The sequence below is a fragment of the Umezawaea sp. genome (assembly GCF_036375055.1).
GTDB lineage: Bacteria > Actinomycetota > Actinomycetes > Mycobacteriales > Pseudonocardiaceae > Umezawaea.
Map to the genome: position 1 here is coordinate 55,814 of NZ_DASUSQ010000006.1, position 20,667 is coordinate 76,480.

Genomic DNA, 20,667 nt, shown 5'->3' on the forward strand with positions numbered 1-20,667 from the left:
CTCCCGGCCGTTCTCGCGCTGCTGGGTCCGACCTCACCCGACGGTCGAGCGGACGCTGGGACTGGCCGCCGCGAGCCCGGTCAGCGTGAGCATCACGCCGCTGACCGCCACCACCGTCCACGTGACCCCGAACGACTCCAGGGCGAAGCCGCCCAGCAGCGAGCCGAACGCGAGCGGACCGTAGGACAGCAGGGAGGCCACGCTGGTCACCCTGCCGAGCAGTTCCTCCGGCACGATCCGGACCAGGTGGCCGCCGACGGCGACCGTCCACACGGCACCGACGTACGCCGTCGCGCTGTAGAGGAACCCCAGCACGACGGGGTTCCCGGCGAACGCGATGAACGGGACGAGCAGCGCCCACGACAGGTTCGCGCCGATCACCAGGTGGGACAGGGCGATCCGGCGGATCCACCACGTGGCGCTCAGCGCGCCGACCACACCGCCGACGCCCGCGACGGTGACGATGATCGAGGCCACCGCCTCGGAGCGGCCGTCGTCCCGGACGATGACGAGCAGCGCCAGGAACAGCACCTGGAAGAGCAGGTTGCTCACCGCGATCAGCCCCGCGGCGGCCCTGGCGAACCTCTGCCGCCACACCCACACGATCCCCTCGGCCAGCTCCGCGAACACCCGCTGCCGCCCCGGAGCCCGCCGCGCCTGGAGCTTCTTCCTGATGAGCAGCAGCGTGGCGAGCGAGAACACGTGGGCGACGGAGGTGAACAGGAACGGCGCCCACTGCGCCACGGGGGCCAGGAACCCGGCGACGGGCTGGCCGAGCATCCCCGCCGCCCGTTCGCGGGCCTCGTTGCGCGCGCTCGCCAGGGTGAGCTGGTCGTCCTCCACGACGCTGCGAAGCGCGGCCCGCTCGGCGATCCGGTAGACCACCGTGAGGCAGCCCTCGACGAACGCCACGACGGCCAGGTGCCACATCCCGAGCCCGCCGAAGAGCATCGCGATCGGGATGCTCCCTACCGCGAGCACGCGGCCCAGGTCGCACGCGATCATCAGCCCGCGCCGGTCGAACCGGTCGACGACGATGCCCGCGGGCAGCTGGACCACCAGGTAGGGCAGCTGGGCGGCGAAGGCCACCAGACCCGCGGCGGGCGCGGATCCGGTGGCCCACAACACGATCAGCGGGTAGGCGAAGGCGCTGACGCGGGACCCCAGGAACGAGATCCCCGCGCCGCTCCACAGCAGCAGGAAGTCCCTGTTGCCGCGCAGGCTCACGGCCTGCCGGTCGGTTCCCGTGGTCACGTGCCGGAACCGTCCCCGCGCCGGCACCAGTCGAGCACCGCCATCGCGCTGTGCATCTTCGTGGTCGCCTGCGTGAACGCGATGCTGGTGGGCCCGTCGAGCACGTCAGCGGTCACCTCCTCGCCCCGGTGGGCGGGCAGGTCGTGCATGAACACCGCTCCCGGACTGCCCTCCCAGAGCCCGGCGTGCACCTGGAACGGCGCGAAGGTCCGCCGCCAGTCCGCGTCCGGCTTCACGGTGCCGGTCGTCTGCCACCGGGAGGTGTAGATGACGTCGACACCGCGCGGCAGGTGCCGCATGTCGTGCCGTTCGACCACCGAGCAGTCGTGCCGCCGCGCCTGCTCCGCCGCGGCCGCCGCGAACGGTTCCGCGAGCCCGTAACCGGGCGGGGTGCGCAGTTCCAGCTCCACACCGGGGAACCGGGTCAGGGCGAGGGCGAGGGCGGACGCGGTGTTGTTGCCCTCGCCGACGTAGAGGACGCGCAGCCCCTCGACGCGGCCGAAGTGCCGCAGCAGCGTGGTGAGGTCGGTGAGGGCCTGCGTCGGGTGCTCCTCGACGTTCATCGCGTTGACCACCGACAGGTCCGGTCCGGCGGCGAGTTCCGCCAGCCGGTCGGCGGTCAGCACCGTGCGGGCGACCAGGACGTCCAGCATCCCCGCGAGCACCTGACCGGTGTCGGCCAGGCTCTCGCCGGTGTTCGTCTGGAGGTCGCCCGGCCCGTACGTGATGACGCGGGCGCCCAGCCGCAGCGCGCCGCTGGAGAACGCGGTGCGCGTGCGGGTCGAGGTCTTCTCGAAGAAGACCCCGACGACGTCGCCGTCCAGCGGCCGTGCGGTCGGCTTCGGGTTCCGCGCGTAGTGGAGCCCCCGGTGGAGGATGTGCTCCAGGTCCGCGTCGGTCAGGTCGCCGATGGACAGCAGGTCGCGTGCTCGCGCCGTCCTCACCGCGGTCATCGGGCCCCCTCCTCGTCCATCACGGTGCCGATCAGCTCGGCCAGCTCGGCGGCCCTGGCGGGCTGGAGGATGCCGTCGTGGTCGCCCGTCACGCGGTGCACGCGCAGGCCACCGGTGGCGAGTTCCCCCCAGCGGGCCAGGTAGCTCTCGTAGGGCTGCTCCCGCAGGACGCCGTGCTTCTCGTCCGCGCACTCGTCGGTGATCACCAGGTGCACCGGTGTGGTGGTGCTCGGGTAGCGGTAGGTGTACATCGCCGCGGTCAGCGTCCGCGTCCGGTCGAGCTGGCGCCGCACGGTGGCCACGTCGGAGTCGGCGAGGGACAGCCCGGCGATGGCGAGCAGCGCCGTGAACTCCTCGTCCTCGGTCGGGACACCCCGGTCGAACAGCTCGATGAGCCGTTCGGTCAGCCAGTCCTTCTCCACCGGGTTGACCGCCGTCGCCGGGTCGCCGATCGGGTCGATCAGCACCACCGCCGCGGCAGGCCGCCCGTCCTCCGCGAGCTGCACGGCCATCTCCCAGGCGAGCGTGGCCCCGGAGGACCAGCCCAGCAGGAAGAACGGCCGCTGGTCGGGCACCTCGCGCACGTACCGGGCGCTCAGCTCGCGCAGGTCGGCGGGCCGTTCGCCGGTCGACGCGGGCGCCTCGAACACCGCCAGCGACCCGCCCTCGCCCACGTGGTCGGCCAGCGGCACGAACCAGTGCCCGCTGCCGCCCTGGGGGTGCGCGCAGTACAGCGGGGGCCGGGTGCCCCTGGGCGTGAGCCACGCGAGCGCCCTCTCGTCCGCGGCACCCGGTCCGCCCGCGAGCAGCCCGGCGAGCCCGGCGATCGTGCGGTGCTCGAAGACGTCCCGCACCGAGACGGTGAAACCGCCCGCGTGCAGGGCCGAGACCAGGTTCAGCGTGCGGATCGAATCGCCGCCGAGCGCGAAGAAGTCGTCCTCCACGCCGAGGTCGTCGACGCCGAGCACGGCGCCCCAGACCTCCGCCAGGCGGACCTCGGTCCCGGTGCGCGGCGCGACGGGGGCCGTGGCCGCGAGCGCGGCGCGGTCCGGGGCGGGCAGCGCGCCGCGGTCCACCTTCCCGTTGGCCGTCAACGGCAGCGCGTCCAGCGCGACCAGCGCGGCGGGCACGAGGTGGTCGGGCAGGAGCCCGCCGACGTGCTCGCGGACGGCACCGGTGTCGGCGGTGCCGACGACGTACCCGACGAGCCTGCCCGAGGCGACCTTGGCCGCGGCGTCGCGGACACCGGGAGCGCCCAGCAGCGCGGCCTCGACCTCGCCCAGCTCGATCCGCTGGCCGCGGATCTTCACCTGGTCGTCCCGCCGCCCGATGAACTCCAGCTGGCCGTCCGGGCGGTAGCGGACCCGGTCGCCGGTGCGGTACAGCAGCTGGCCGGGGGTGGCCGAGAACGGGTCGACGACGAACGCGCGCGCCGTCCGCTCCGGGTCGTTGAGGTACCCGTGGCCCACCCCGGCGCCGCCGACGTGGAGTTCGCCGGGGATGCCGACCGGAACGGGCTGCCGGTGGACGTCCAGCACGTACAGCCGGGTGTTGCGGACGGCCCTGCCGATCGGCACCTGCGGCCGGTCGAAGGGCGTGCCGCTGGTGAGGAAGGCGTGCGTGACGTCGTCCGAGCACTCCGTCGGCCCGTAGGCGTTGACCACGTCGACGCCGGGGAACCGGGCGAACCAGCGGACGCACAGCTCCGGCGGCAGTGCCTCGCCGGTCACCAGCAGCCACCGCAGCCCGGACAGGTCCGGCGCGGCGATGCCCGCGTCCCAGCCGTCGAGCGCGGCCCGCAGCAGCGACGGCACGACCTCCAGGACCGAGACCCGCTCGCGCTCCACCCGTGCGAACAGCTCGGCGGGGTCGGCGGCGTGCGCCTTGCCCACCACGCGGACCCGACCGCCCACGACCAGCGGCGCCAGCATCTGCCACACCGACACGTCGAAGGTCAGCGGCGCGTTCTGCACGACCGCGTCGCCCGCGGTCAGACCGAGGTCCTCCACCTTGGCGAGCAGGTGGTTCACCATGCCGCGCCGGTGCACCATCGCGCCCTTGGGCTGACCGGTCGACCCGGACGTGTAGATCACGTACGCCAGGCCGAGACCACCCTCCGGGGGCGTCCTGGGCACCCACGCGTCGACCGGGTGCTCGGCGTCGTCGAGCACCCGCAGCCGCACCGGGAGCCCCTCGGTCGCCGCCACGGCGTGCTCCTCGTGCCCCGGCCCCACCAGCAGCGTGCGCACACCGCTGTCGGCCAGCAGCGTCGCGGTGCGGTGCACCGGGACCGCCGGGTCGAGCGGGAGGTACGCGCGGCCCGCGCCCATCACGCCGAGCACGGCCGCGATGAACCCCGCGCCGGGGTCGCCGAGGACCGCGACCAGCGTGCCCTCCTCGTCACCGGCCAGGTCCCGCGACACCGCGCCCGCCCTGCGGGCCAGCTCCGCGTAGGTCAGCCGCCCGCCGTCCTCGACGACGGCGACGGCGTCCGGGGTCCGGCGCACGAACTCGCGGAACCGCTCGACCAGGCCCTCGTCGCCGAGCGGCCGTTCCGTGCGGTTCCAGTCGGTGAGCTGCGTGCGGCGCTCGGCCTCGGGCAGGAACGTGGCGCGCGCGTCCCCGTCGAGGTCGAACACCATCGCCTCCAGCACGGCCCGGTACATCGCCAGCAGCCGCTCGCCGTTCTCCCTGGCCAGCACGTGCGTGTCGGTGTGCAGCAGCACCACGTCGCCCATCGCGGCGACGGTGAGGGCGAACTCGTTGGGGCTGTCGTCGATGACCGACTCCGGGTCGACGTGGCCGGTGTCCACGACGTGGAAGTCCAGGTAGATGAAGAACGTCTCGACCAGCCGCTCGGTCGCGCCGACCTCGCGGTGGATCTCGGGCAGCGGGAAGCGGCGGTGGGGCCACAGCTCGACGTGCCCGGCGAAGGTCTGCTGGACCAGCTCGCGCCAGGTCCCGGCCGACCGGTCGAACGGGAAGGGCACGGTGTTCAGGTACATGCCGTGCACCCGTTCGGCGCCGAGCACCTCCGGCCGGGCGTCGCACACCAGACCGGTGAACATCGTGGGCTCGTCGGTGAGCGTGCTCATCACCTTGAGGTAGGCGGAGTGCAGCACGCTCTTGAGCGAGACGTCGGCCTTCTTCGCCACCGCCCGCAGGTCGGTCATGATGTCCGCGCACGGCAGTTCCAGCCGGTAGGGCTCGCGCGGGCCGTCGTCACCGCGCCACGCCGACGGCAGCTCGTACCGGGGGTGCCGCGCGACGACGTCGCGCCAGTACGCCCTGGACTCCTCGGACGCCAACGACTCCAGCTCGGCGGCGACGAAGTCGGCGTACCGCACGTCCGGCATCGGCGGGGCCTCGACGGGCCTGCCGTCGCGGACCTGGTGGTAGGCCGTGAGCAGCTCCATCAGCAGCGAGTGGTAGCTCCAGCCCTCCAGGATGACGTGGCACTCGGTGATGGAGATCCACCAGCCGTCGTCGACCACGTGCACGAAGTACCGCAGCAGCGGCGGTTCCGCGAGGTCGAACAGCGTGGCGCGCTCCCGCGCGGTGAACTCGTGCAGCACGGCGGTCTGCTCGGCCGCGTCCAGCCCGCGCAGGTCGCGCGTGCCGATCGGCATCTCGGCGGTGGCGTGCACGAGCTGCATCGGCACCGAGTACCCGACCGCGTCCAGCGACGTCCGCAGGACCTCGTGCCGACGCACCAGGCTCGCCGCCGCGGCCCGCAGCGCCTGCTCGGAGAACGGGTGCTCGTCCGTGATCTTGAACGAGCAGACGTTGTGGTAGATGTTGTCCGAGCCGCCGACGAGCATCTCGACCAGCATCCCGGCCTGCACCTTCGACAGCGGGTACGCGTCGAGCACGTCGGACGGGATGAGCGCCCGGTCGACCGCTGGCACCAGCTCGAACGGCCGGACCACCGTCGTGGCGGGCGCGGGGTTCGCGGACCGGTCGAGGAACTCCGCCAGCCGGGCGACCGTCCGGTGCTCGAAGACGTCCCGCACCGCCACGTCGAACCCGTGCACCCTCAGCGTGCCGACCAGCGACACCGCGCGGATCGAGTCGCCGCCGAGGTCGAAGAACCCGTCGTGCACGCCGAGCGTGTCGATCCCGAGCACCTCGCGCCACACGGCCGCGACCCTCGTCTCGGTCACGGTGCGCGGCGCGACCACCTCGACGTCCGCGCGGATGGCGCTCTCGTCCGGTGAGGGCAGCGCGCGCTGGTCGAGCTTCCCGTTGGTGGTCAGGGGGAACCGCTCCAGCGACACGAACGCCGAGGGCACCATGTAGTCGGGCAGGACGCGGCCCAGCAGCGCCCGCAGCTCGCCGGGGTCGAGCACGGCCGGTCCGGACGGCACGAGGTAGGCCACCAGCCGCTTGTCGCCCGGCTCGTCCTCCCGCAGCACGACGACCGCGTCCCGCACCGAGGGGTGCTCCGACAGCGCGGCGACGATCTCGCCCAGCTCGATCCGGAAGCCGCGCAGCTTGACCTGCTGGTCGATCCGGCCGAGGAACTGGAGGCTGCCGTCGGGCAGGCGGCGGGCGGAGTCACCGCTGCGGTAGAGCCGCTCGTCGCCGACGAGGCCGGTCACGAACCGCTGCTCGGTCAGCTCCGGCCGGTTGAGGTAGCCGCGGGTGACCCCCGGTCCGCCGACGTGCATCTCACCCGGCAGCCCGATGGGGACCAGCTTGCCGTACCGGTCGAGCAGGTGGATGCGGGTGTCGTCGAGCGGGTAGCCGATCGGGTTGCCCGCACCCGGTGCGAAGTCGTCCTCCACGAGCCGGTGGAACGTCGAGTGCACGGTCGTCTCGGTGATGCCGTACATGTTGACCAGGGCCGGTTCGGCGAGCCCGAACCGGTCGACCCACGGCGCCAGGTCGGGCAGTTCGAGCTTCTCGCCCGCGAACACCACGGCCCGCAGCGCGAGGTGCGCGAGGCGGGGGTCGTCCAGCTCTGCCGCGGTGACGAGCGAGCGGAACGCCGACGGCGTCTGCGACAGGACGGTCACCCGGTTGGCCACCAGCAGGTCGAGGAAGTCGTCCGGCGACCGCGACACGTCGAACGGCACGACGACGAGCCGCCCGCCGTGCAGCAGCGCGCCCCACATCTCCCACACCGACACGTCGAACGCGTAGGAGTGGAACATCGACCAGACGTCGTCGCCGCCGAAGCCGTAGTGCCGCCGCGAGGAGCTGAACAGCCGCAGGACGTTGCGGTTGGTCACGCACACGCCCTTGGGCCGCCCGGTCGACCCGGACGTGTAGATCACGTAGGCCAGGTCCTCCGGCCCGCCGGTGCGGTCGGGGTCGGTGGCGGGCCGCGCGGCGATGGCCGCGGCGTCGTCGTCCAGCACGACCACGGCTCCGGTGTGGACGGACCGCACCAGGTCCAGGTGCCGGGAGGTGGTGACGACGACGGGGGTCTCGGCGTCGGAGACCATGAACCGCAGCCGGTCGGCCGGGTAGGCCGGGTCCAGCGGCAGGTAGCCCGCTCCGGACTTCGTGACGCCGACCAGGGTGGGCACGAGGTCGTCGCCGCGCTCCAGGCAGACCCCGACGAGCGACTCGGCGCCCACGCCCAGCTCGCGCAGGTGGTGGGCGAGCCGGTTGGCCCGTCCGTTCAGCTCCGCGTAGGTCAGCTCCGCGCCGCCGCACACCACGGCGACCGCGTCCGGCGTCCGGGAGACCTGCTCCTCGAACACCTCGCGCAGACCGCGGTCGTCCCGCACGACCGAGACCGCCGAGTCGTCCAGGAGCACCCGGAGCTCTTCGTCCAGCAGGAAGTCCAGCGAGCGCACGTCGGTGTCGGGGTTCGCCGCGATGCTGTCCAGCAGCCGGGCGAAGTGCCCGGCCAGCCGCCGCACCGTGGCCTCCTCGAACAGGTCGGTGGAGTACTCGACCTGGCCGCCGAGCCCGCCGTCCGGGAGTTCGGCGACCTGCATCGCGAGGTCGAACTTGGCCACCCGCCAGGAGAGGTCGACGTGCTCGACGGCCAGCCCCGCCACCTCGGAGCCGCCGGCGGGCGCGTCGTGCATCGTGAACGCGACCTGGAACAGCGGGGTGACCGACATGTCGCGCTCGGGCTGGATCTCGTCGACCAGGCGGGCGAACGGCACCGCCTGGTGGTCGAACGCCTCCAGGACGTTGACCCGGTTGCGCACCAGCATGTCCTGGAACGACGGGGACCCCTCGATCCGCATCCGCAGCACCAGGTTGTTGATCACGTAGCCGCACAGCCCGGTCAGGTCGGGGTGGGTGCGGCCGGACGCGACGGTGCCCACGGCGACGTCGTCCTGGCCGGTGTAGCGGGCCAGCAGGCACTGGAAGGCCGTCAGCAGCACCATGAACCGCGTGGCGTTGTGGTCCTTCGCCAGCACGTCGAGCACCCGGACCGTCTCCGGTCGGAGGCTGAACGGCACCGAGGCGCCGTGCCAGCGGCGCACCGGGGGTCGGGGCCGGTCGGTCGGCAGGTCGAGCCGGGGCAGGTCGGCCAGCGCGGTGCGCCACCACCACAGGTGGTGCTCCAGGGCCCGGTCGGACTGCCACTCCTGCTGCCACGCGGCGTAGTCCGCGTACTGCACCGGGACGGGCGGCAGCGGCGACGGCTGACCCGCGTGGAACGCCGAGTACAGCGCGCCCAGCTCGGCCAGCACCAGCTCCTGCGACCTCGCGTCCGAGGCGATGTGGTGGAACACCGCGACCAGCAGGTGCTCGGTCGTGCTGATCCGCAGCAGGCTCAGCCGCAGCGGGAGGTCGCGCTCCAGGGCGAACGGGACCAGTGCCTCCCGCTCGGCCGCCGCCATCGCGGCGGCCTCGCGGTCCTCGGCGGGCAGGTCGCGGAAGTCGACGACCGTCCACTCCGGAGGCTCCGGCGGCAGCACCACCTGGCTCGGCTCGCCCCCGACCACCTCGTAGCGGGTGCGCAGGATCTCGTGCCTGGCGACCAGCTCGGCCCACGCGCCGCGCAGCGCCCCCTCGTCCAGCGGGCCGCGCAGGCGCAGCACCAGCGGTACCAGGTACTCCGGGCTGTCCGGGTCGAGCTGGTTGAGGAACCACAGCTGGCGCTGCCCGAAGGACAGGGGGAGCGGCTTGTCCCGGTCGGCCCTGCCGATCGAGACCCGGTTGCCGATGACCCCTCCCGCCATCCGCCTGCGGATCAGCTCCTCGCGGTACGCCTCGGTCTCCTGTCCTGCGCTCATGCCTGCCATCCCTCGGTCCGCTTCGTCTCGGCCACCACGTCGGCCGCGCTGAGCCGGTCCACGTCAGCCCTGATCTCGTTCTCGACGGCACTCGCCAGACCGGCGACCGTCGGCTGGTCGAACAGCACCCGGATGCCGACCTCGACCCCGAACCTCTCCTGGATCATCGACACGACCCTGGTCGCGGAGATCGAGTGCCCGCCGAGTTCGAAGAAGTTGCCGTGCACCCCCACCTCGCCGGGCAGCACCTCGGCCCAGATGTCCGCGATGGCCCGCTCCAGCACGGTCCGGGGGGCGTCGTGCCCGCCCGCGTCGCCCGCCCGCGGGCCCGGTGCGGGCAGCGCGCGGTGGTCGACCTTGCCGTTGGCGTTGAGCGGGAGCGCTTCCAGCGGCACGAACACGTCCGGGACCTGGTGCCGCGGCATGGTCTCGCCGAGCGACTCCCGCAGCCCGGACACGTCGGTCCCCACGTAGTAGGCGACCAGCCGCTGGTCGTCCAGCACCACCACGGCCTCCCGGACGCCGGGCAGCGCCAGCAGCGCCGCCTCGACCTCGCCGAGCTCGACGCGGTAGCCGCGGATCTTCACCTGGTCGTCGGCGCGACCGCGGAACTCCACGGCGCCGGTCCCCGTCACGCGCCCGAGGTCACCGGTGCGGTAGAGCCGCGAGCCGGGCCGCCCGTACGGGTCGGGGACGAACTTCTCCGCGGTCAGCGCCGGGTTCCCCGCGTACCCGCGGGCCACGCCGACACCACCGACGAAGACCTCCCCGACGGCGCCGATCGGCACGGGCTCCAGGTGCTCGTCCAGCACGTACATCGTCGTGTTGGGGATCGGCCGCCCGATGGACAGGAACTCGCCGGCCCACGGCTCGCCCGCGTGGAACACCGAGTTGCCCACGGTGATCTCGGTCGGGCCGTACTCGGCGGCGAACCGGGCGTCCGGCCTGCCGGTCACCTCGCGCCAGCGGTCGACCATCGTCGCGGGCACGCGGTCACCGGCCACCACGACCAGGTCCGCCAGGGGAGCGGGAGCGCGCGCCTCCAGCTGGTGCGTCACCAGTTCCAGCTGCGCGGGCGCCAGCTTGACGAAGCTGAACGGACCGGCGTCGGCCAGCGTCGCCCCCAGCTTGGTCAGGTCGAGGTCCTGCGGGAGCAGGTGCACCGGCTGACCGGTCATCAGCGGCGTCCAGAGGTTCGGCATCCCCAGGTCGAAGGCGATCGACGAGAACAGCGGCGCACCGCCGGTCCCGTGCGAGGCGTAGGCGTCGGCCGTCCACCGCAGGTAGTTCGCCAGCCCGCGGTGGGGCACCGCGACGCCCTTCGGCCGACCGGTCGACCCCGAGGTGTAGATGACGTACGCGAGCCGGTCGAGGTCGTCGGGGACCCACGGCGGCGTGGCGGGGGCCGCGGCGACCTCCGCGTGGTCGTGGTCGAGGAGCAGCCGCCCGCCCGCGAAGCCCTCCGCCAGCTCGGCGAGCCGCGAGTCCGTCAGGACGACCTCGGCCCCGGAGTCGGCCAGCACCAGCGCCACCCGCTCGGCGGGGAACGACGGGTCGAGCGGCACGAACGCCGCACCGGCCTTCCACGCGCCGAGCAGGCAGGCCACCAGGTCGACCCCGCGGTCCAGCAGGACGCCGACCACCGACTCGACGCCGACCCCGCGGGAGCGCAGCAGGTTCGCGATCCGGTTCGCCCGCTCGTCCAGCTCGCCGTACGTCGTCGTCCGGCCGCTCGCCACCAGCGCGACGGCGTCCGGCCGCCGGGCGGCCCGCGTGGCGAACACCCGGTGCACGGGCAGGCCCTCGGTGGGCAGGAGCGTGTCGTTCCAGTCCCGCACCAGCAGGTCGCGCTCCTCCCGCGTCACGACGTCCACCTCGGACACCGGGCGGTCGGGGGAGTCGGTGAGGGCTTGGGCCAGGTGGACGAAGTTCGCCGCCATCCGCCGGACCGTGTCCTCGTCGAACAGCGCGGTCGCGTACTCGAAGACGCCCTGCACCGTGCCGTCGGCGCGCTTGCGCACGATCAGCGTGAGGTCGGTCTTCGCGGTGTTCCAGAGCGCCCGCATCGTCTCGTCGTCGACCGACTCGGAGTTCGTCGACGACAGCGCCTCGTCGTGCAGGTCGAAGATCACCTGGTACAGCGGGGTCCTGGACAGGTCGCGGTCGGTCCGGGCCTGCTCGACGAGCCGCTCGAACGGGATGTCGGAGTGCGCGAACGCGGCCAGGCAGGTCGCCCGGACCGCCGCCAGCGCCTCGGTGAACGTCTGCTCGGGGCGCACACCGGCGCGCAGCACGAGCGAGTTGAGGAAGAAGCCCACCACCTCCTCGACCTCCGCGCGGGTCCGCCCCTCGATCGGCGTGCCGACGGCGACGTCCCACCCGCGGCTGTAGCGGGCCAGCAGCACGTGGAAGACGGTCAGCAGGGCCATGAACGGGGTCGCGCCCTGCTCCCTGCCCCGCTCGAAGAGGGCCTTCGCCGTGTCCACCGGCACGGCGAACTCCAGCGCGGCACCCCGCGAGTCCCGTTCCGCCGCACGGGGTCGGTCCACGGGGAGGTCCAGCGGTCGCAGCCCCTCCAGCGCCGTCCGCCAGTACTCCGACTGGGCGGCGAACACGTCGTCGGTCAGCGCCTGCCGCTGCCAGATCGCGTGGTCCGCGTACTGGAGCGTCGGCGCGGGCAGTTCCTCGCCCGCGCACAGCCGCGTGAACTCGTCCGACAGCACGACCATCGACCGGCCGTCGCAGGCGATGTGGTGGGCCGTCACCAGGAGCGTGCCGCCGCCGTCGGCGTGCCGGACGAGCAGCGCCCGCCACACCGGCCCGCGCTCCAGGTCGAAGCCCAGCGCCAGTTCGTCGCGGAACAGGGTGACCGGGTCGCCGGTGCGGGTCCGCAGCTCGACCGGCGCGGGCGGGTCGATCACCTGGTACGGCTCGCCGTCCTCCAGCACGTACCGGGTCCGCAGCACCTCGTGCCGGACCGCCAGTGCGTTCAACGCCCTCCGCACGGTCGCCTCGTCGGTCTCGGCGGACACGGTCAGGAAGAGCGGGACGGTGTACTCCGGGTCGCCCGCGCGCAGCTTCTCCAGGAACCACAGGCGCTGCTGCCCGAACGACAGCGGCACGCGCGGGCCGCGGGGGAGCGCGACCGGGGCCGTGCCCGCACCGTCCTGTTCGGACAGCAGCCGCGCCTGCGACCGCACGGTCGTCGAGGCGAACAGCGTGGCCACCTCGACGCGGCGGCCCGAGAGCGCCCTGAGCCGCTCGGCCAGCCGGGTGATCAGCAGCGAGTGCCCGCCGAGCTGGAAGAAGTCGTCGTCGAGGCCGATCCGGTCGACGCCGAGCAGCTCGGACCAGATGTCGGCCACCATCCGCTCCGCCGCCGAACCCGGTCGCGCGTAGGCGGGGCCGCCGACGGACCCGGTGATGTCGAGCGCCCGCAGCGCGGTGCGGTCCACCTTGCCGCTCACCGTGAGGGGCAGGTCCGCGACCAGCACGAACACCGTGGGGACCAGGTACTCCGGGAGCCGCTTGCGCAGGAACGCCCGCAGCGCGCTCGGGCCCACCTCGTCGTCGTCCGCGACGACGTAGGCGACCAGCCGCTTGCTGCCCTGGTTGTCCGGCACCCCGAGCACGACGCAGGCCCGCACACCGGGGTGCGCCTGGACCGCGATCTCGATCTCGGCGGGCTCGATCCGCACCCCGCTGATCTTGAGCTGGTCGTCGAGCCTGCCGAGGTACTCCAGCACGCCGTCGGACCGCCACCGCGCGCGGTCACCCGTGCGGTACAGCCGGGAACCCGGCGGCCCGATCGGGTCTGGCACGAACCTCTCCGCCGTCATCGCGGTCCTGCCGAGGTAGCCGAGCGCGACCCCCGCGCCGCCGAGGTGCAGCTCGCCGGGCACGCCGATGGGCGCGAACTCCCCGTTCTCGTCCAGCACCAGCACGTGGGCGCCGGTGATGGGCCTGCCGATGGGCACCGGCCCGGTGGTCTGCTCGGGGTCGCACCGGTACGCGGTCGCGTCGATCGAGCACTCGGTCGGCCCGTAGGTGTTCCACGTCTCGACCGGGAGCTGGGCCCACAGCTGCTGGAGCAGCTCGGCGTGCAGCGCCTCGCCCGCCGAGAACAGCAGCCGCAACGACGTGCAGTCGCGCAGACCCGGCTCGGCGACGAGCAGCCGCAGCACCGAGGGCACGACCTGGAGCACGGTCACCCGGTGCCGCACGACCGCCGCGAGCATCGTGGCCGGGTCGCGTTCGGCGCCGACGGGCGCCAGCACGACCGCGCCACCGCTCACCAGCGGGGCGAACACCTCCCACGCCGCGGCGTCGAAGCTCAGGCTGGTCTTCTGGAGGACCCGGTCGTCGGCCGACAGCCCGTGGGTCTCGACCGTCCAGCCGACCCGGTTCGCGATGCCCGCGTGCGAGATCACGACCCCCTTGGGCGTGCCCGTCGACCCCGAGGTGTGGATGACGTAGGCCGGGTCGCCCATCGTGGCCGCGCTCGCCACCACCCCGTCCGCCTCGTCCAGCAGTGCCGGGAGCGACCGCGAGGTCAGCACGCACTCGCAGCCGGTGTTGGCGAGGATGGCGGCCGACCGCTCCTCCGGGTGCTCGGGGTCGAGCGGGACGTAGGCGGCACCCGCCTTCCAGATGCCCAGCAGCGCCACCACGAGGTCGACGCCGCGGCGCATCCGGACGCCGACGACGGAGCCGTTGCCGTTGCCGCGGGCGCGCAGCGCGGCGGCCAGTAGCCCGGACCGGTGGTCCAGGGCGGAGTAGGTGATCTCCTGCCGGTCGTCGAGGACGGCGACCGCGTCGGGCGTCCTGGCCACCTGGTCGGCGAAGAGGTCCGGCAGCGTGCGGCTCACGGGCGTCCCGCTTCGAGTCGCGTGCGCAGGCTCAGCGGCCGCAGGTCCGTCCACTCCCGCGAGATGCGGTCCAGGCACTCCTGCTTGCTCGCGGGCTCCCCGTCGGCCGACCAGCCCGCGGGCAGGTCGCGGTCGGCGGGCCAGAGGGAGTACTGCTCCTCGTCGTTCACCACGACCCGGTAAGCCGGACCGTTGTCGAGTTGGTCGGTCATGAGCCTCTCGTCTTTCCTGAAGTGTCAGCGGCCGGTCGCGAAGGCCAGGAGACGGGCGCGTTCGGCGTCGTCGGTCAGCGGGACGTCCACCACGCGGTGGTCCGGGTCGGCCGCGGCGGCGCGCAGCAGCCGCACGAAGTGGTCCGCCAGCCTCCGCACCGTGGCCCCGTCGAAGAGATCGGTGTCGTACTTGAAGTCGCAGCGCACCGAGGTGAGGGTGCGGATGACCTCCAGGGTCAGGTCGAACTGGCCCTCCTGCTGCCCCACGGCGATGGCGGACAGCCGCAGCCCGGCGTAGTCCATCCCGGCCCCGTGGCCGCCCGCGGCCATCTCCATCAGCGAGCGCGACCGTCCTACCGAGACCATGCTCACCAGCACCTGGAACAGCGGGCTGGTGCCGGGCAGGCGGGGGAGGTCGAGCGCCTTCGGCAGCAGGGCGAACGGGTAGTCCGCGTGCGCCATGCCCGTGTTGAGCTGGCGGTTCACCTCGGTGGTGACCTCGCGGAAGGTCGTCGTGGGGCCGCACCGCGCGCGCAGCGGGATCGAGTTCACGTAGAAGCCCGCGACGCCCTTGCGGTCGAAGCCGAAGCTCGACGTGGCCGCGCAGCCGAGGACGAAGTCCTGCTGCTGCGTGTGGCGGTAGAGCAGCGTCTGGAACACCGCGAGCAGGTGCCGGACCGGGGTCACCCGGTTCGCCCGCGCGGCGGGGACGAGCCCGGCCACCACGTCGTCGGGGAGCTGGAGGTCGTAGGAGGCACCCCGGAACCGCTGGTGCGCGGGGCGGGGCCGATCGGTCGGCAGGTCGAGCACGGGCGGCGCCCCGGCGCAGACCTCGCGCCAGTGGCCCACCAGCGCCTCGGCCCGCCGCGAGTCGAGCACCGCCCTCTCCTTCGCGACGAAGTCCGCGTAGGTGTGGACGAGCGGCTCCCAGCGGGGCAGTCCGCCCGCCAGCAGCGCCTGGTAGGCGTCGAGGACGGTCTGGAGCACCAGCACGACCGACGGGAGGTCCATCGCGATGTGGTGCGACACGAACACGAGCGCGGCGTCGTCGGCCGACACCCGCAGCAGCACGAGCCTGCACGGCGGGCCTGCCTGGAGCCGGAACGGGCGCGCCACCTCCTCGCGGACGAGCCGCAGCAGCTCCTCGTCGTCGACGCCGGGCACGTCGCGCACGTCGAGGGCGAACATCCCGCTGTCGCTGGTGATCCGCCTCGGCAGACCCTCCACCTCGGTGAAGACCGAGCGCAGCACGTCGTGGCGGTCGGCGGCCAGCGCCGTCGCCCTCGCGAGCACGGACACGTCCACCGGCGTGTGGACCCGCATCGGCCACGCGACGTTGTAGACCGCGCTCTCGGGCGCCATGCGGTGGATGAACCACAGCGCCTCCTGGCCGACGGACAACGGGCATTCCACGATGACGACCTCCGGGTGGGAAGACCGAACTCGTTGCGCCGCAACGGCTCCCGCGCAACGAGTTCGGTGCTTCAGCGACTTCAGCTGTTGTTGTTGTTCGCGTTCACGTTGTTGTTCAGGTTGTTCAGGTTGTTGTTGTTCGAGTTGTTGAGGTTGTTGTTGTTCACGAGGTCCACCACCTTGGGATCCGGGCGGGGCATCGGACGCCACCGCCGACTGCCCGACTGGCCGGGCGGTGACAACGATCTCGGCAGCTCGCCGGGTCCACATCGCCCATCGTGCTACTCCGGTGCGGGCCGGCCGGTTCGCGCCACCGTCGCTGACAACATGGGCGATGTGGCGGCCTGGAGCCCTGTCCAGGGTGGATACCCATGACGAGTCAACTGAACGGCCGGAGCGCGCTGCTCGACGACGTGAGCGCCCACGTGCTGACCAAGAGCGATCGACAGGTGGTCCGCAGGCTCGCGGCGAGCCTCACCATCGAACCGGACGCCGCGATCGACACGGCGGAGTGGGTGGACCAGGCGCGCGAGCTGTCGAACCAGCTGCCGCTGGGGCTGCGCGAGGCGCTGCGCCAGTTCCGCCGGGACCCCGGCGCGGAGGGCGTCCTGCTCGTGCGGGGCCTGCCGGTCATGGGGCCGGACGCGGTGCCGACCCCGAACGTCGCGGGTTCCGTGCAGCGCAGGCCGACCGAGCCCGCGAGCGCGCTGGTGCTGGCCTGCTCCCAGATCGGCGACGTGGTCGCGTTCCGCCAGGAGAAGGGCGGCGCGCTGGTCCAGGACGTCGTCCCCGTGCCGGGGAAGGAGGACTTCCAGGGCAACGCGGGGTCGGTCACCCTCAAGATGCACACCGAGAACGCGTTCCACGAGCACAGCCCGGACTTCGTCGCGCTGATCTGCCTGCGCAACGACCACGACAACGTCGCGGGGCTGCGCACCGCGAGCGTCCGGCGCGCGGTCGAGCTGCTGCCCGACCAGATCCGCGAGGTGCTCGGCCAGCCCAGGTTCGTGACGAGCCCGCCCCCGTCCTTCGGCGACACCGTCCCCTCGGCGGGACCGCGCCCGGTGCTGGAGGGCGACCCGGAGGACCCGAACATCCGGGTCGACTTCGCGGCGACGGACCCGGTGGACGTCGTGGCGGCGACCGCGCTCGACCAGCTGCGCGAGGCGCTCGACCAGGTGCGGCGCACGTTCATCCTCCAGCCCGGCGACCTCGCGGTCGTGGACAACCGGCTGGCCCTGCACGGCCGGACCTCGTTCCACCCGCGCTACGACGGGCAGGACCGCTGGTTGCAGCGCGCCTACGTCCAGCTCGATCCCCGGCGGTCGCGGCCCGCCCGCGCCGGGGGTGGCGACGTCCTGACCTGATCGCCGTCGCGGGAGTGCCACGGGCCCGCGTGCTCGTCGACCGGTTCGACGAGCACGCGGGCCCTTCGCTGTGCGCGGTACCGGTTCCGGGAACCTGGCGCGCCTGTCGGTGCCGGCGAATCTTGGCCACCGAACCGGCACGGTCGTGCCGTCGCGGGCCGGGTCGTGCGGACAGCGTCGCGCGGACAGGGGTCGCGGGGGCTGATCAGCCCTTTCACGTACGCGTTCCCGCCGGATTCGGCAGATCCTCGACAACCGCGTGGATACCCCGCGATACGCCCCACAGGTGGGCGTCTATCGGTTAGGATCACCCTGACAAAGCGGGTGAATGTTTTTCATGTTCTCTGATGCTCTTGAACGTTACCCGACTCTTCCAAGTGAGACGGATCGTCCATTCGGCATTCGGTCGAGAGGTGTGGTCCGCGTTCGGGATCCGCACTGGTGACAGGCGCTTTCCGGCAAAGTGTGAAGCCTTTGTGGGGTGGCCCGCGCCCGCCACAGTTATTTCACGGCACCTGGAATCAGGGCATACTGGCTGTTCAGCGGGTTGACTTGGAATCGGCAGCCGTGTTTACTCGGAACTCGCATCGTGCGGAGTTCACTTCGACGACGACGGGCGCAACCGGCGTTGGCCTTTTGGGCGGTAAGTCTGTGCCGCATCCGGACTCGATTCGCCACGATTGTTCCAGATTGCCTGTGGAGCGTCAAGAAGTGGCTAGTTCGCGGGGCCGGATAGCGGGATGATTGTCCAGCGAATGAGCGTTGACCGCTATTGTGTGCTTTGTCGCTCCGAACCCGGTGGTAGAGCGGGTTTGTTCGCTTTGTGTTCAGTGGAGGGAAGCCGTGTCCGTCATCCCGGTTGGCCGAGGTTGGGAGCTCGAGGTGGTGGCCGATCGGATGGTGTCTGCTCGGGAGGGGCAGGCGCAGGCGGTGCTGCTGCGCGGTCCGGCCGGGATCGGGAAGGCCCGCCTGCTCGACGAGGTCCTGGCCGGGCCGTGGTGCGACGACGCCATGGTGCTGCGCACGACGTGCGAGCAGTCCGGTGCCCAGTTCGACGCGGTGCGCACCCTCTTCGACCCACTCGGCCTGCCGTCGTCGGCGCTCAAGCCGGACTGGCTGCACCAGCTCGCCATCAGCCTCCTGAACGACCGCCCGCTGGTGATCGTGCTGGAGGAGGTGCAGCGGTGCGACTCGCGCTCGCTGCGCTGGGTGGAACTCCTGCTGCGGCTGTCCCTGCGGCTGCCCCTGGTGCTCCTGCTGACCGAGCGCGCGGGCGAGCCCGTCAGGGCGGAGGCGCTGCTGGCCGACCTCGTCGCGCACGAGCGTTGCCGCACCCTCGACCTGGAACCGCTGCCCTCCGGCACCGAACTGGACCACCAGTCCGCGGCGGGCCGGGCCGTCGCCAGGGCCGTCACCGTGCTCGGTCCCGTCGGGCCCGAGCTGGTCGGCGCGCTGGCGGGGCTCCCCGCGCGGCAGGTGGCGTCCGCGGTCGAGGACCTGCGCCGGAACAAGCTGCTCACGAAGACCGGCCTGCCCCGCGACGACTCCGCCCTCGACGGGTTGTCGCCGGAGGAGCTGGCCGACCTGAGGACCCGCGCCGCCCGGCTGCTCAACGACGCCGGGTACCCGGCCGAGCGGGTCGCGGAGCAGCTGGTGGCGCTGCCCCGCCTGGACGAGCGGTGGATGGTCGACACCCTGCGCGACGCCGCGAACCGCGCCGACGTCGGCGACGCGGCGCGCTTCCTCCAGGCCGTGCTGGCGGTCGACCCCTGCGACGTCGAGGTCAGGGTCGAGCTGGCCGACGCGCTCTGCCAGACCGACCCCGCGGCGGCCGTGCGCCTGCTGCGGGAGACGCTGCGGATGGCGTCGGACGTGCGCGTCCGCGCGCGGGTGGCCGCGCGGTTCGCGCAGGCCTCCGTCGCGGTCCAGCGCGCGGGTGACGGCGTCGAGGTGCTCGACGGGGTGCTGGAGGCCCTGCACGCCGAACTCGGCGAGTCGCCGGGCGCGGCCGACCGGGACCTGCTCTCGATGGTCAAGACCGCGCTCCTGATGACCTGCATGGCGGAGAAGTCCACCTTCGCCGCGGTCAAGGACCTGCGCGTGCGGGCACCGGCGGGCGACACGAAGGCCGAACGCCGCCTGCTCGGGGTGCTCGGCCTGGTCTCCGCGAGCAGCGGGGGTTCCGTCGACTCGGCGGTGGCGAACGCGCGGCAGGCGCTGCGGCTCCGGCAGGTGGAGCTCGACGGGCTGTCGTTCCTCACCTCGGCCGAGGTGCTGCTCCTCGCGGACGAGTTCCCCGACGCGTTCGACGCGCTGGACGTGGTCGTCGAGGCGGGCAGGCGGCGCGGTGAGGTGTCGCTGCACTACGCGGCGCTGGCGATGCGGTCGACCGCGTGGGCCGAGGTGGGCAGGCTCAACGAGGCGGCGGTGGACGCGCGGGTCGCCGTGCGGATGGCCGGTCGGGAGAAGTGGGAGGGCCACGCGGCGAGACCGCGGATCGCGCTGGCGTCCATCCTGGTCAAGCAGAACGACGCGGAGGGCGCCAGGGAGGCGCTGGACGGCGTCTCGCTGGCGAGCCTGCCCCAGCCGGTCTGCGACCACCCCCGGTTCCTGATGACCAGGGCGGAGATCGCCGTGGCGCGGGGCGACCGGGAGGCGGCGCTGGCCGACCTGCTGGCGTGCGGTCGCCTGCTCGACGAGGCGGGCATCGTCAACCCGGTGCTCGTGCCGTGGTGGTCGCACGCGGCCTGCGTGCTCGTGGAGCTGGGCAGGCCGCGGCAGGCCGCTGAGGTCGTCGAGCGGTGCGAGGAGCTGACCCGGCACTGGAGGACACCGCAGAGCGTCGCGCAGAGCCTGCTGGCGCGCGGGGTCGTGACGCCGGGACGGAGGGGGACGGCGCTCCTGGAGGAGGCGGTCGACCTGCTGGAGACCTCACCCGCCCGGCTGCTGCTGGCCAGGTCCGAGTTCCTGCTCGGCCGGGCGCGGCTGGCGGTCGACGACGTCAAGGGCGCGCGCAGGCACCTGCGCCGGGCGGTCGACACGGCGGCGGGCTGCGGCTACTGGCGCCTCGCCGTCCAGGCCCGCGACCACCTCGCCGCGGCGGGCGGCCGGATGGGGCCGTTCGTCGTCGGCCGCGCGGACGCGCTGACGGAGAGCGAGCGGAAGGTCGCCACGATGGCCGCGACCGGCATGTCCAACCGGGCCATAGCGGAGTCGCTCGTCGTCTCGGTCCGCACGGTGGAGACCCACCTGACGAGCACCTACCGCAAGCTCGGGGTGACGGGCAGACCGCACCTGAAGGCGGCGCTGCGGAGCGATCCCGGCGACCGCCTGCCCATCTGAACCGCCCACCCGGACCGTCTCGACAACGATGTCCGCCCGGCACCGTCGAA

8 protein-coding genes are annotated in these 20,667 nt (G+C 73.0%); 2 read left to right on the top strand and 6 right to left on the bottom strand.

Annotation, left to right across the window (positions count from 1 at the left end; all coding sequences use genetic code 11):
• Positions 1 to 33: 33 nt before the first annotated feature.
• Genes VFZ92_RS01925 through VFZ92_RS01950 form a run of 6 tightly spaced genes read right to left on the bottom strand, consistent with a single transcriptional unit; the run spans position 34 to position 15,908 of the window.
• Positions 34 to 1,254 (bottom strand): MFS transporter, encoded by a 1,221-nt coding sequence (locus tag VFZ92_RS01925; protein ID WP_330873900.1) that lies wholly within the window; start codon positions 1,252 to 1,254, stop codon positions 34 to 36.
• Positions 1,251 to 2,207, bottom strand: coding sequence for an ornithine carbamoyltransferase (locus VFZ92_RS01930; RefSeq protein WP_330873901.1), 957 nt, complete (start codon positions 2,205 to 2,207; stop codon positions 1,251 to 1,253). The genes VFZ92_RS01925 and VFZ92_RS01930 overlap by 4 nt, the downstream gene beginning before the upstream one ends.
• Positions 2,204 to 9,415, bottom strand: a complete 7,212-nt coding sequence (locus VFZ92_RS01935) for an amino acid adenylation domain-containing protein (RefSeq protein WP_330873902.1) — start codon at positions 9,413 to 9,415, stop codon at positions 2,204 to 2,206. The genes VFZ92_RS01930 and VFZ92_RS01935 overlap by 4 nt, the downstream gene beginning before the upstream one ends.
• On the bottom strand, positions 9,412 to 14,283 hold the full coding sequence (locus VFZ92_RS01940; RefSeq protein WP_330873903.1) for an amino acid adenylation domain-containing protein: 4,872 nt from the start codon (positions 14,281 to 14,283) through the stop codon (positions 9,412 to 9,414). Before VFZ92_RS01940 ends, VFZ92_RS01935 begins: the two co-directional genes overlap by 4 nt.
• A complete protein-coding gene (locus tag VFZ92_RS01945; protein ID WP_330873904.1) occupies positions 14,280 to 14,495 on the bottom strand; it encodes an MbtH family protein in 216 nt (71 codons plus the stop codon). The genes VFZ92_RS01940 and VFZ92_RS01945 overlap by 4 nt, the downstream gene beginning before the upstream one ends.
• A gap of 24 nt (positions 14,496 to 14,519) precedes the next feature.
• Positions 14,520 to 15,908 (bottom strand): condensation domain-containing protein, encoded by a 1,389-nt coding sequence (locus tag VFZ92_RS01950; RefSeq protein ID WP_330873905.1) that lies wholly within the window; start codon positions 15,906 to 15,908, stop codon positions 14,520 to 14,522.
• Between the two features lie 371 nt (positions 15,909 to 16,279).
• On the opposite strand from VFZ92_RS01950, the gene VFZ92_RS01955 reads away from it, so the two are divergent.
• Together VFZ92_RS01955 and VFZ92_RS01960 are read left to right on the top strand one after the other, a co-directional pair.
• Complete coding sequence (locus VFZ92_RS01955; protein WP_330873906.1) at positions 16,280 to 17,275, top strand: clavaminate synthase family protein; 996 nt, start codon at positions 16,280 to 16,282, stop codon at positions 17,273 to 17,275.
• A gap of 843 nt (positions 17,276 to 18,118) precedes the next feature.
• Entirely contained in the window at positions 18,119 to 20,617 is a 2,499-nt protein-coding gene (locus VFZ92_RS01960) for a LuxR C-terminal-related transcriptional regulator (RefSeq protein WP_330873907.1), read from the top strand.
• Positions 20,618 to 20,667 lie beyond the last annotated feature (50 nt).

What these genes read in the sequence shown, in the direction of transcription:
- VFZ92_RS01930 (WP_330873901.1), bottom strand. Translation starts at nt 2,207, where the DNA reads ATGACCGCGGTGAGGACGGCGCGAGCACGCGACCTGCTGTCCATCGGC.
- VFZ92_RS01935 (WP_330873902.1), bottom strand. Translation starts at nt 9,415, where the DNA reads ATGAGCGCAGGACAGGAGACCGAGGCGTACCGCGAGGAGCTGATCCGC.
- VFZ92_RS01945 (WP_330873904.1), bottom strand. Translation starts at nt 14,495, where the DNA reads ATGACCGACCAACTCGACAACGGTCCGGCTTACCGGGTCGTGGTGAAC.
- VFZ92_RS01955 (WP_330873906.1), top strand. Translation starts at nt 16,280, where the DNA reads ATGACGAGTCAACTGAACGGCCGGAGCGCGCTGCTCGACGACGTGAGC.